At 69.0% G+C, this 12485-nt stretch carries 11 protein-coding genes; 7 read left to right on the top strand and 4 right to left on the bottom strand.

Annotated features, from left to right (window positions below; all coding sequences use genetic code 11):
• Positions 1–32 precede the first annotated feature (32 nt).
• On the bottom strand, positions 33–1136 hold the full coding sequence (gene mraY, locus FNH24_RS19585; protein ID WP_152363875.1) for a phospho-N-acetylmuramoyl-pentapeptide-transferase: 1104 nt from the start codon (positions 1134–1136) through the stop codon (positions 33–35).
• A 261-nt stretch (positions 1137–1397) separates the two neighbouring features.
• On the opposite strand from mraY, the gene FNH24_RS19580 reads away from it, so the two are divergent.
• Both FNH24_RS19580 and FNH24_RS19575 read left to right on the top strand, forming a co-directional pair.
• Entirely contained in the window at positions 1398–2135 is a 738-nt protein-coding gene (locus FNH24_RS19580; RefSeq protein WP_152363874.1) for a nucleotidyltransferase domain-containing protein, read from the top strand.
• Between the two features lie 20 nt (positions 2136–2155).
• Positions 2156–2959, top strand: coding sequence for a TrmH family RNA methyltransferase (locus FNH24_RS19575; RefSeq protein WP_152363873.1), 804 nt, complete (start codon positions 2156–2158; stop codon positions 2957–2959).
• A 32-nt stretch (positions 2960–2991) separates the two neighbouring features.
• Here the strand turns inward: FNH24_RS19575 and ku are convergent, their stop codons facing one another.
• From ku to FNH24_RS19560, 3 genes are read right to left on the bottom strand one after another with little or no spacing between them, the layout of a single operon-like run.
• The gene (gene ku, locus FNH24_RS19570) at positions 2992–3903 is read right to left on the bottom strand and encodes a non-homologous end joining protein Ku (protein ID WP_152363872.1); all 912 of its coding nucleotides are present in this window, start codon (positions 3901–3903) and stop codon (positions 2992–2994) included.
• A 17-nt stretch (positions 3904–3920) separates the two neighbouring features.
• A complete protein-coding gene (locus tag FNH24_RS19565) occupies positions 3921–4541 on the bottom strand; it encodes an L-threonylcarbamoyladenylate synthase (RefSeq protein WP_152363871.1) in 621 nt (206 codons plus the stop codon).
• 50 nt (positions 4542–4591) lie between these two features.
• On the bottom strand, positions 4592–5317 hold the full coding sequence (locus tag FNH24_RS19560) for a PP2C family protein-serine/threonine phosphatase (RefSeq protein ID WP_161606217.1): 726 nt from the start codon (positions 5315–5317) through the stop codon (positions 4592–4594).
• Between the two features lie 195 nt (positions 5318–5512).
• On the opposite strand from FNH24_RS19560, the gene FNH24_RS19555 reads away from it, so the two are divergent.
• The 5 genes from FNH24_RS19555 to FNH24_RS19535 all read left to right on the top strand — a co-directional run bounded on the left by FNH24_RS19555 (position 5513) and on the right by FNH24_RS19535 (position 12472).
• Positions 5513–6478, top strand: a complete 966-nt coding sequence (locus tag FNH24_RS19555; protein WP_152363869.1) for an aminoglycoside phosphotransferase family protein — start codon at positions 5513–5515, stop codon at positions 6476–6478.
• Between the two features lie 183 nt (positions 6479–6661).
• Positions 6662–8155: a methionine--tRNA ligase gene (metG, locus tag FNH24_RS19550; RefSeq protein WP_152363868.1), complete on the top strand. Its 1494-nt coding sequence runs from the start codon at positions 6662–6664 to the stop codon at positions 8153–8155.
• A gap of 859 nt (positions 8156–9014) precedes the next feature.
• A complete protein-coding gene (locus FNH24_RS19545; RefSeq protein WP_246187000.1) occupies positions 9015–9653 on the top strand; it encodes an HAD family hydrolase in 639 nt (212 codons plus the stop codon).
• Positions 9654–9695: 42 nt separating this feature from the next.
• Positions 9696–10166 (top strand): redox-sensitive transcriptional activator SoxR, encoded by a 471-nt coding sequence (gene soxR / locus FNH24_RS19540; protein WP_152363866.1) that lies wholly within the window; start codon positions 9696–9698, stop codon positions 10164–10166.
• A 287-nt stretch (positions 10167–10453) separates the two neighbouring features.
• Entirely contained in the window at positions 10454–12472 is a 2019-nt protein-coding gene (locus FNH24_RS19535) for an NPCBM/NEW2 domain-containing protein (RefSeq protein ID WP_152363865.1), read from the top strand.
• The last annotated feature ends 13 nt before the right edge of the window (positions 12473–12485 follow it).

The following is a 12485-nucleotide window of genomic DNA, read 5'->3' as shown; positions in this document are numbered from 1 at the left end:
CTGGCGTGGTGAGAGTCTGACAACTCGGGGTTCTATGGGGTGCTGCCTAGCCAGCTGATGTAGAAGATGCCGACGCCGACGATCATGAAGACGCCGGCGATGATCCAGAATCTGATCGTGATCGTCACCTCGGCCCAGCCCTTGAGCTCGAAGTGGTGGTGCAGCGGGCTCATCAGGAAGATCCGCTTGCCCTTGGTGAGCTTGAAGTACGCGCGCTGCACGATCACCGAGCCGGTGATCACGCAGAACAGGCCACCGATGATGATCAGCAGCAGCTCGGTCCGGCTGAGGACGGCCAGGGCGGCCAGCGCACCGCCGAGTCCGAGGGCTCCGGTGTCGCCCATGATGATCTTGGCCGGTGGCGCGTTCCACCAGAGGAAACCGATCAGGCTGCCGGACAGGGCGGTCGCGATGATCGCCAGGTCCAGCGGATCCCGGACCTGGAAGCACGCGTGCTCCAGCGATCGGGCGGCGCTCTGGCAGGCCTGGCTGGACTGGAAGAAGCCGATGAAGACGAATGCCGACAGGGCCAGGATCGTCGATCCGGTGGCCAGCCCGTCCTGACCGTCGGTGACGTTCACCCCGTTGGACGTCGCCACCGCCAGCAGGTTGATCCAGATCAGCAGCAGGCCGACGCCGATCGGCAGGCCGAACGCCATCAGGTTGAGCCACGGGATGTCCCGGGTGAACGAGATCGCCGTCGAGGCGGGCGTCAGCCCGGTGAGCGGGTCGGCGAACTGCAGCGCCAGGATCGCGAAGACGGTGCTGACCGTGACCTGGCCGGCGATCTTCTGCCAGCCGCCGAGGCCGAGACTGCGCTGCAGCCGGGTCTTGGTGAAGTCGTCCAGGAAGCCGACCGCGCCGTGACCGACCATCATCAGGATCACCAGCAGCGCGCTGGGCGAGATCGGCACGCCGGGCCCGACCAGGTGCCCGACGAAGTAGCCGGCCAGCGACCCGGCGATGAACACCAGCCCGCCCTTGGTCGGGGTGCCGCGCTTCACCTCGTGGGTGGTCGGGCCGTCGACCCGGATCGGCTGACCCCAGCCCCAGCGGGTGAACCAGCTGATCGAGACGCGGGTCATCAGCAGGCTGAAGATGAGGCCGACGGCGCCGGCGACGAGCAGGGCGATCATCGGCGTCCTCCTCGCGAACCGGGCGTGCTGAAGGCGGCGATTCGGTGGGCTGGACTCATGCGGCGGCGACCACCCGGGCGCTCGGATCGGCAGGCTGGAGGGGCGGCGAACCGGGCCAGTGCGTCATTGCGTCGATGTTAGTGGCCGAGGCCCGGCGGATGACGGAACCCGTGCCGCAAATGGGCGGACCGAGCCTGGGGAGATGAGATGAAATCACGGAATCCGGTACGAAATCTGTGAATCCATCGCAGAATGGGCCGGGTGATCGACTTCCAGCTCGTCGACCTCGCCCGCGAACTCGTCCGGGATCGTTTCCCCACCCTCCGGGCCTCTTGGCTGGGCGGCAGCGTCGTCGCCGAAACGACAACCTCCACCTCCGACCTCGACCTCACGGTGCTGCTGGACGGTCCACCGGGTGCGCATCGGGAATCCCTGCGGTACGAGGGCCATCCGGTCGAACTGTTCGTCCACACCGAGGAGTCGCTGACGTACTTCTGCGACCGGGACCGGCATCGGCGGCGGCCGAGCATGATCCGGCTGGTCGGTGAGTCCATCATCCTGGCCGACTACGACGGCGCCGGTGCCGCCTGGCAACGGCGGTGTCTGGACTGGCTGCGGACCGGGCCCGACCCGCTGGCCCCGGCCGACCTGGACCACCGCCGCTATCACCTCACCGACCTGCTGGACGATCTGCGCGGCGCCCGGGATCCGGACCGGATCGGAGTGATCGGCTCCAGCCTGCTCGAGTCGGCCGCCGATCTGCTGCTCACCGGCTCGCGGCGCTGGGTCGGGGCCGGAAAGGCACTGGTGACCGAGCTCGAACGGTTCGACGCGGAGACCGGCAGCACCTGGCAGGCGGATCTGCTCGGCGCGGCCCGGGCAGCGTGGGCCGGAGACCCGGGCCCGATCGCCAAGTTCGCGGAGCAGATCCTGGATCAGTTCGGCGGGCCGCTGTTCGAGGGCTATCGCGCCGAGGCGGACCTGCCGACCACCCGGTGACCGGCGCGTAGGCTCCTGCCATGTCTCCGAGGGCCGATTCGCCGAAAGACCGCTTCATCACCGTGTACGGACATCGTCCGGTGCAGGCTGCGCTGGACGATCCGGCCCTGGCCATCGACAAGATCATGATCGCCGACGGCGAGCACGGTCCGGCCGCCCGGCAGATCGAGTCCACCGCCCGGAGCCGCGGCGTCGACGTACAACGCGCGCCGGCTCATCGGATCAAGCTGCTGTCCGGCAACGGCAAGCACGACAACGGGGTACTGGCCGACGTGATCGCGCCGGGCATGCGTACCCTGGCCGCGGCCCTGGCCGACGCGGACCGCCCGGGCCGGATCCTGCTGCTGGACGGCGTCCGGACGCCGAGCAACGTCGGGATGATCCTGCGCACCGCCACCGCCGCGGGCCTGGACGGCATCGTCATCCCGCACCGCGGCGTGGCCAGCATCGACCCGCTGGTGATCAAGGCCTCCGCCGGCGTCGCCTTCCGGGCCCCGGTCCTCCGGTCCGGCACCGCGGTCGAGGCCGCCGAACAGTTGCGCGAGGCCGGCTTCCGGCTGGTCGGCCTCGGCGCCGCCGCCGACACCTCGATCTTCTCGGTCCAGCTCGACTCGCCCGTCGCGATCGTGCTCGGCAGCGAGACCGACGGGATCGGCCCCGATGTCGGCCGGCTGATCACCGACTGGGTCAAGATCCCGATGCCCGGCGCCGTCGAGTCCCTCAACGTCGCCAGCGCCGCCGCCGTCGCCTGCTTCGAGCTGGTCCGGCGCACGGAGCCCGGAGTTTCGTTCCCTGAGCCTGTCGAAGGGCAAGCCCGACTCTGACCTCCCCTTCGACAGGCTCAGGGAACGGACGATCAGCTCGCCTTCTTGGCGGGCTTCTTCGTGGCCTTCTTGGCCGTCGACTTCTTGGCGGCGCTCTTCTTCCCCGCGGACTTCTTGGCCGCCGACTTCTTCGCCCCGCTCTTCTTCGACGTCTTCCGGCCGCCGACCTCATCGATGCTGCGGCGCAGCGCCTCGACCAGGTCGATCACCTTGCCCGGCTCCTCGTCCTCGGGCTCCTCGCCGAAGGTCGCCGCGGTGTCCAGGGCGTCGCCCTCAGACAGCTTGGCCTCGATCAGGATCCGCAGCTGCTCCTGATAGTTGTCGGTGAACGAGTCGGGCTTGAAGTCGCCCGACATGGAGTCGATCAGCGACGCAGCCATCTGCTTCTCCGACTTCGACACCGACGCCTTCTCGTCCAGCACCGGGAAGTCGGCCTCACGGACCTCGTCGTCCCAGAGCAGCGACTGCAGCATGATCACCTTGTCCCGGACCCGGAGCGCGCCGAGTCGGGTCTTCTGCCGCAGCGAGAAGGTGACGATGGCGGTCCGGTCGCTGTCTTTGAGCGCGTCCCGCATCAGCCGGTACGGCTTCACCGCCATCTTGTCCGGCTCGAGGAAATAGCTCCGGTCGAACCGGACCGGGTCCAGTTGATCATTGGGCACGAACTGCGACACGTCGATGCTCCGGCTCCGCTCCACCGGCAGCGAGGCAAGATCATCTTCGGTCAGCACGACGGTCGTCGAGCCGTCGTCGTAGGCCTTGTCGATGTGCTCGTACTCGACCACCTTGCCGCACACCTCGCAGCGTCGCTGATAGCGGATCCGGCCGCCGTCGGCGTCATGCACCTGATGCAGCGAAAGATCATGATCCTCGGTCGCCCCGTACAACTTCACCGGGATGTTGACCAGGCCGAACGAGATCGCGCCCTTCCAGATCGAACGCATCGTTGCTCCTCGGTGTCCTACTGGAAGGGGGACGGGTCGCCTGCGCCGACCCGGACCACGGTGGCCGCCCCGTCGGAGAAGTCGATCACCGTGGTCGGCTCGGCACCGCAGTCGCCGGAATCCACGACGGCGTCCAGGTCATGATCAAGTCGGTCCTTGATCTCCCAGCCCTGAGTCAGCGGATCTTCCTCCCCCGGCAGCAGCAGGGTGCTGGACAGCAACGGCTCGCCGAGCTCCTCCAGCAGCGCCAGGGTGGTGACATGATCAGGGATTCGTACCCCGACCGTCTTCTTCTTCGGATGCAGCATCTGCCGCGGCACTTCCTTGGTGGCCGGCAGGATGAAGGTGTAGCTGCCCGGCGTAGCCGATTTGATGCTGCGGAACACCGCGTTGTCGATGTGCACGAACTGCCCGAGCTGGCCGAATTCGCGGCAGACCAAGGTGAAGTGGTGCTTGTCGTCCAGTTGCCGGATCCGCCGGATCCGCTCCAGGCCCTCGCGATTGCCGAGCTGGCAGCCCAGGGCGTAACAGGAGTCGGTGGGATAGGCGATCAGCGCGCCGTCGCGAACCAGGTCGACGACCTGTCCGATGGCGCGGGGCTGGGGATTGTCCGGGTGCACATCGAAGTACTTCGCCATCGTCGCAGCTTAGCGTCGATCCGCGGCCCGACGTCTCGCGCCGGTTTGGTCTAGCCGGCGCTGACGCCGAGTCGGACCGGCGTCGGATCGATCAGATTGTCCGGGCAGCAGGCACCGACGAAGTGACCGTGCCGACGGATCAGCGGGCCGGCCTCGACCTCACCGATGACGCAGGTGATGTTGTCCCGGCCGCCGCGGTCCAATGCCGCCGCGATCAGGGCGATCGCCGCATCGTCGAGGTCGCGGGTGTAGAGCAGGTCGGCGATCAGTTGATCATCGACCAGGTCGCTGAGGCCGTCGCTGCAGATCAGCAGCCGGTCACCGATCAGCAACTCGAGCTCGATCAGATCCGGCACCGCGGGCTGCCGGTCGTCGATCGCCTGCAGCACCACGCTCCGGTACGGATAACTGAGCGCCTCCTCCGGCGTCAGCTCGCCGGTGTCGATCAATCGCTGCACCAGGGTGTGATCATGACTCAACTGGGTCAGGTAGCCGTCCCGCAACAGATAGGCGCGCGAGTCACCGACGTGAGCCATCGCGCAGCTCGCGCCGTCGGTCATGATCGCTGTCACCGTGGTCGACATGCCGCGCCGCTCCGGATGAATCTCCGCGTCGTCGCGGAGCTGGCGGTGCGCGAGCTCGAGCACTTCGGCCAGGAATCCGGTCAGATCGGGGTCGTCGCGGGTGATCGCGGCGGAGCTCAGCGCGAACGCCGTACTCGCCGATGCGATCTCTCCCGCCGCAGCGCCACCCACGCCGTCGGCGACCAGGAGCATATAGGGACCGGCGAAGCCAGAGTCCTCATTATGCGGGCGAATCAGACCGACATCAGTGCGGGCGGCGTACCGGAACCTCACGCGGTCCGCCTCCGTCATGAGCGGCATCCTAACCCGACCGCACGCCTGGATCGAGCCTCGCGACGCGGCGTTCCGCGAAGACCTTGTCACCGACTTTCGCGGCACACTGTTCTGATGTCATATCCCGACCAGCAATCCGAACCGGTCTCGACCGCGCCCGCGCTGCCGGACCGGGTCCGCAACCGAGCCCTGTCGTTGGGCCCGGTCGGGGCGGAATGGCTGGCTGACCTGCCCGAACGGCTAGCGACCCTGAGCCGGGACTGGTCCGTCGTCCTGGGCGAACCGATCTCCGGCGGCAGTGCCTCGCTGGTGTTGCGGGCCCGGGACACCGCCGGGCGGCCCGTCGTGGTGAAGATCGGACAGCCCGACACGGTGCTCGACGATCAGGCCGACACGCTCGACCGCGCGGCGGGTCGCGGTTATGCCCGGCTGCTGGCGCACGACCGGAGCCGCAACGCCCTGCTGCTGGAGGGGCTCGGTCCGTCGCTAGAGAGTCTGGGGCAGCCGCCGGAGCAAACCCTGGAGCTCCTCTGCGACCTGCTCCGCGAGGCCTGGCAGGTGCCGCGGCCCATCGGAGTGGTGCGGCCGGAGCCGGACAAAGCGACCGCGCTGGCCGCGTTCATCGAGGAGGCCTGGCCCGCACTCGGCCGGCCCTGCCCGCGACCAGTGATCGACCGGGCGCTGAGGTACGCCGAACGCCGGGCGGCGGCCTTCGACTTCGACCGGTCCGTCGTCGTCCACGGTGACCCCCATGCCGCCAACGCCCTGCGCACCCTGACCCCGAGGGCCGGAGTGGTGTCGGGGTTCGTGTTCGTCGATCCGGACGGGTTCCTCGACGATCCCGCGTACGACCTCGGCGTGGTCCTCCGGGACTGGCACCAGGAGCTGATCGCGGCCGCCGATCCGGACGCCCTGCTGCGCGGACACTGCCGGCTGCTGGCCGACCGGAGCGGCATCGAGCCCGCGAGAATCTGGGAATGGGGCTTTCTGGAACGGGTCTCCAGCGGGCTCTATTGCCTCCGCTACGGAGCACCGGAACTCGGCCGGGCGCTGTTGGCGACAGCGGGCCGGCTGGCCTGACGGAAAACCGCTGGGCCGCTCCTCGATCGGCCGATTACGCTGTTCGGCATGTTCCGCGCAGCCCGGATGATGACCCCGCCCACGGGGTAATCCGGCCTGCGCCATCCACCCCGCGGTCTGCGGGGTGAAGCTTCGAGTAGCGCCCGCCTCGCGCCGCGGCCTGCCGAAGCTTGGAGTCTGATCATGAACGACCAGCGGGTGTACGTCACCACGTCGATCCCCTACGTCAACGCCCGGCCGCACCTCGGGCATGCTCTGGAGTTTGTCCAGGCCGACATCCTGGCCCGGCACCACCGCCACCGCGGCCGCCCGGTGCGGCTGCTCAGCGGCACCGACGACAACGCGCTGAAGAATGTCACCGCCGCCCGGACGACCGGGGCCGACCCGGCCGCGTTCGTCGCCGGCAACGCGGCCGCCTTCGAACGGCTCGCCGACCCGCTCGGCCTGTCCCTGGACGACTTCATCCGGACCAGCATCGACCCGCGGCACCGGCCCGGCGTGGAACGGATCTGGCGCCGGTGCGCGGCCGCCGGCGACCTCTTCCGGCGCCGCTACGCCGGCCGATACTGCGCCGGCTGCGAGCAGTTCCTCACCGACGCGGAGCTGATCGACGGGCTGTGCCCGGAACACCGGACCGCGCCCGAGCCGGTCGAGGAGGAGAACTGGTTCTTCGCCCTGAGCCGGTACGCCGAGCGGATCCGGGCCGCGATCGAGTCCGGCTCGGTCCGGATCGAACCCGAGCCGAAACAGAACGAGGTCCTGTCCCTGATCGACGCCGGACTGCCCGACATCAGCGTCTCCCGCCCGGCTGCCCGCGCCTCCGGCTGGGGCATCGGGGTGCCGGACGACCCGAGCCAGGTGATCTACGTCTGGTGGGACGCGCTGGCCAACTACGTCACCTCGCTCGGGTACGCCGCGGACGGCGCCGATTACCGGACCTGGTGGCAGGGCTCCGACCGGCGGATCCATGTGATCGGCAAAGGCATCACCCGCTTCCACGCGCTGACCTGGCTCGGCCAGCTCTTGTCCGCCGACCTGCCGCTGCCGACGGCGATCTTCGTCCACGACTACCTCACCGTCTCCGGTGCCAAGATCTCCAAGAGCTCGGCCGGCGCCGAGCCGCTCGACCCGGCCGGGTTGGTCGATCACTACGGGCAGGACGCGGTCCGCTGGTGGTTGGCCGCCGGCGTCGCCCGGCTCGGCGACACCGACTTCACTCCAGCCGCTCTGATCGAGCATCATGATGCCGATCTGGCCAATGGCGTGGGCAACCTGGCCAATCGCGCCGTCGCCTTGATCATCCGGCGGCGTGGCGGTGCCCTGGCCGCTCTCGGCCCCGACCCGGCCGGGGCCGAGCTGCTGGCTGCCGCCGAGGCCCTGCCGGCCTTGATCGACCTTGCTCTGGATCGATTTGATCTTCGGGGCGCCACTGCGGGGTTGATCGACGTGGCCCGGGCCGCCAACCGTTATCTGCAGCAGAAGGAGCCCTGGCGACTGGACCTCGGCGATCCCCGATTCGATCTTGTCCTGGGCACCGTCCTGACCGTCAGTCGAGTGCTGGCCGCCGAACTCGTTCCGTTTGTTCCGCTTGGGGCTTCGCGGCTGCAGCGGCAACTGGGATCGGGCATGCGGGTGGGGGCTGCCAAGGCGTGCTTTCCGCAGCTCGGGCCTTCTTGATCTCTTCCTTCAATTGGGATGTCATGCCGCGGTGGGGTCTGGGGGTCTGTGCGCGGGCAACCATCCGCCCGCGGGCAGTGAAGAGTGCCGCTGCCGCGGTCTGGGCATCCGCGTGCTCCCGCCAGGCCCGTCCACGCCCGCGCACAGACCCCCAGACCCCACCGCTCCCTTTGTCGCTGCACAGGGGTTTACCGTCACAGCCGAGCGGAACCCTGGTCGCTACGACTGCCAAACCGAGCGCTTGGAGTGCATACGAAGGTCTTCGTTCCCTGAGCCTGTCGAAGCATGTCCTGAGCTTGTCGAAGGGGGCACCCCGCGAGGGCACCTTCGTTCCCTGAACGCTCGGACCAGCCACGAGGGCTTGTTCCCTTCCCTTCTCACAGCCTGGATCCACCGCCGAGCTCGGCCGGGTTCAGCAGGATCGTGATCACCGACCTCACCCGCCGGCGTGCGTCGAGTGGACTGTTCGGCCAGCTTCCAGGCGCAGATCCGCGGCCAAAGCGTCCACTCGAGGAGTGCAATCGAACCCCAGAGCCAGACCGGTCGTCGGCCGCGATACCCGGCCGACCGCTCCGTCCCGCCCGTCCTTGGCGCGTCTTGTCCGGCCGGCTGAAACCGCAGGCGAGAGCAACTCCCTGGCGAGCCCTTCGACAGGCTCAGGGAACGAAACGAGCGGCCGCCTTCCCCAACCCTGGACGCGGCCACGGGTCCAAGATCATCGATGGATCCAGGCTGAGCCTGTCGAAGCATGTCCTGAGCTTGTCGAAGGGGGCAAGCCCGGATCACCGCGCCCTGAGCGATCGAATGGCAGGCGGGGTCGGGCTGGGATGGCGATCTCGGTAGCGTCGTTCTGGTGCTGATGTTGATGGATCTGGACAACACCCTCGTTGATCGTGATGCCGCGTTCGGGGGTTGGGCGGGGCGGTTCATCGACGAGCTCTCCGGGGACATGGGTGATCTGGAGTGGCTGATCGGGGCGGATGCCGAGGGGTATGCGCCGCGGGAGTGGTTGGCGGGGGCGATCAAGGAGCGGTTCGGGTTGCCTGATGGTCTCGAAAGATTGGTGGAGCGGTTGCTGTTCGAGCATGTGGAGCAGATCGAGGCGGTGGTCGGGGTGCCGGAGCTGCTCGGGGACCTGGCGGCCCGTGGGGTCGGGCGGGTGATCGTCACCAACGGGACCGAGCGGCAGCAGCGGCGCAAGCTGGCGGTGACCGGGTTGGGTGAGCTGGTCGACGCGGTGGTCATCTCCGAGTCGGTCGGGTGCAAGAAGCCCGATCCGCGGATCTTCCGGCTTGCCCTCGGCGGTGTCGATCCGGGCGACGCGTGGATGATCGGTGACGATCCGGACGCCGACGTGCGCGGCGGCACTGGCGTGGGAATGCGGACCGGTTGGGTGGATCGCGGGCGGAGCTGGGTCGGCGATCTCCCACCCACCGTCAGCGGCCGTACGGCTCCGGAGTCCATCGCTGCCGCCCTGGCCCAGGTGAACGAGTCCTGAGATGTCATTAAAGCTCGCTTCAACTTGACTATGCTGGTGATCATGCTGCACAAGACCGATCATCTGACCATCGGCGACCTGGCCACCCGGTCCGGGGTCGCACCGTCGGCGCTGCGGTACTACGAGTCGCAGGGGTTGATCAGCGCCACCCGGACGACCGGCAATCAGCGCCGGTACGAGCGGGCGATGCTGCGGCGGATCGCGTTCATCCGGTCGGCACAACGGGTCGGGCTGTCCCTCTCCGAGATCACCCACGCGCTGGACAACCTGCCGGACAACCGGACCCCGACCCGCGCCGACTGGGCCCGGCTGTCCCGCGACTGGCGGCCCCGGATCGACGCCCAGATCGCCCGCCTGATCAAGCTCCGCGACGAACTGGACAACTGCATCGGCTGCGGCTGCCTCAGCCTGAAGCGCTGCAGCCTGCAGAACCCGGACGACCTGGTCGCCGCCGACGGCCCCGGCGCCGTCTACCTCGAGCCCGGCACAGCCCGGCTCTGCGAACCTGCCTGATCCCTGGCCCAGGCATCCCGTGCCCGATGCGGAGGTGCGGTGTTCGTTCCCTGAGCCTGTCGAAGGGCGGACCAGATCGTGATGTGGGGGCAGTGGGAGCATCCGGCTTGCCCTTCGACAAGCTCAGGGAACGAACACGGCCTCGTCGGATCGTCCAGGTCGCTCGCGATGATCATGCATTCCCAGCGTCACTGAAGGCCGCTTAGCCTCGTCCCAATTCCACCGGCACTCGACGACGAGGGAGCCCGCCATGATCAAACGTGCCCTGAGCTGGATTCTGGCCCGCACTGCTCTGCTGGACCGGCCTGGCCGTTCCGGCCCAGGCGGAGGCGCGCGACACCGGGGCTGTCAGCCCGACGCCGTACCTGGGCTGGAACACCTACTACGGGCTGGGCGGCGACTTCACCGAGGATGAGGTCCGGGAGGTCGCCGATGCCTTGGTCGACCGCGGGCTGCGCGACGCCGGCTACGACATCGTCTGGCTGGACGGCGGCTGGCAGGACGAGCGGCCGCGGGGCGAGGACGGCGTGCTGCGGGCCGATCCGGACCGCTTCCCCAGCGGACTGCCCGCCCTCACCGACTATCTCCATGATCGCGGGCTGCGGGCCGGGATCTACACCGACGCCGGACCGTATCTGCCTGGGAGTTGTGGGCTGGGCAGCCACGGGCACTATCAGACCGACGCCGACACGTTCGCCGCCTGGGGCTTCGATGCGGTGAAGGTCGACTTCCTCTGTGGCATCGCCGCCGACCTGGATCCGAAGACGGTCTTCACCGAGTTCAGCGAGGCGCTGGCGAACAACAGCAGCGGCCGGAAGTTGATCTTCAATCTGTGCAACCCGGTCACCTCGCCGGACTGGGGTGACTATCCGGAGGAGCAGCAGTCGACGTACTCCTGGAGCTACGCGCCCGAGATCGCGACGTCGTGGCGGACCTACACCGACGTGGGATTCGTCGGCGCGATCAAGTACGCCGACGTCCTGCGCAACTTCGATGCCAACGCCCGGCATCCCGAGGTGGCCGGCCCGGGCCGGTGGAACGACCCGGACTACCTCGGCCCCGAGTTGGGGATGACGGCCGAGGAGTTCCGGACCCAGTTCGCGCTCTGGGCCGTGGCGGCGGCGCCCATGATCATCGCCAGCGATGTCCGCACCCTCGACCAGGACAGCCTGGACACCCTGACCGATCCCGAGGTGCTGGCGATCAACCAGGATCCGCTCGGGAAGCAGGCCACCCGGGTCGGTCCGGCCGGTGATCATGAGGTCTGGGTCAAGCCCTTGGCCGACGGCTCCCGCGCCGTGCTGCTGCTGAATCGCGGCGACGAACCCGCCCTGATCGACACCACGGCGGCCGACGTCGGCCTGACCGGGCATCGGTTCAGTGTCACCGACGCCTGGTCGGATCGGGTCGCCGAAACCGCCGGCACGGTCGCCGCGACGGTGCCCGCCCACGGCACGGCGCTGTTCACCGTGGCTCCGGCGACCGGCCGCCCGGCCGCGCCGTTGGTGATCACCGGGCCGGCGTCGGTCAGCACCATCGATGGCGCTCCGGCCGGGGCCGGCACCGATCCCCTGGTCACCGCCGGGGCCGAGCTGGCCGTGTCCGTACCGCTGCACAACCTCGGCCGGACCGCGGTCCGCGACCTCGCCCTGATCCTGGAGGCACCGGAGGGCTGGTCGGCCACGCCGATCGGTGAGCCGCCGGCGCGGATCCTGCCCGGCCACGACGCCGAGGTCAGGTTCCGGGTCGTGGTCAGCGACGATGCCGCGACCGGCCCGGCCGAGGTCCGGATCGCGGCCGAGTACGGTGGCGCGGGCGGCACCGGGCGCAGCGGGACCACGACCCTGCCGGTCACGATCGCCGAGTCGGCACCGACCGGCCAGGCCGTCCTCTCCCACCACCCGTGGGTCAGCGCGACCAGCGGATGGATGACGCCGGCCGTTGATCAGGCGATCGGCGGCGGCCCGATCATCGTCGACGGCGCGACCTATCCGACCGGCATCGGTGTCGCCAGCGTGTCGACCGTGCGCTACTACCTCGGCGGAGCCTGTGACCGGCTGACCGGGATCGCCGGCGTCGACGACAACGTGGACGCGGTCGGACCCGACGGCGGCACCGTCACCTTCACCGTGATCGGCGACGGCAGGACCCTGTTCGAGTCCGGATCGATCGCCCGGCACACCACCGTCCCGCTCGACGTGGACGTCGCCGGGGTCCGGGATCTGCGACTGGTGGTCGGCGACGACGGGGACGGCGGCTACAACGACCGCGCCGCCTGGGGTGACCTGATCGCATCCTGCCGCTGACCCTAGGATGACC

It is taken from the genome of Microlunatus speluncae, from assembly GCF_009299835.1.
In the GTDB taxonomy this organism is placed as follows: domain Bacteria; phylum Actinomycetota; class Actinomycetes; order Propionibacteriales; family Propionibacteriaceae; genus Microlunatus; species Microlunatus speluncae.
The sequence above is the reverse complement of the archived record's forward strand: the minus strand, read 5'-3'. Positions and strand labels throughout refer to the sequence as shown.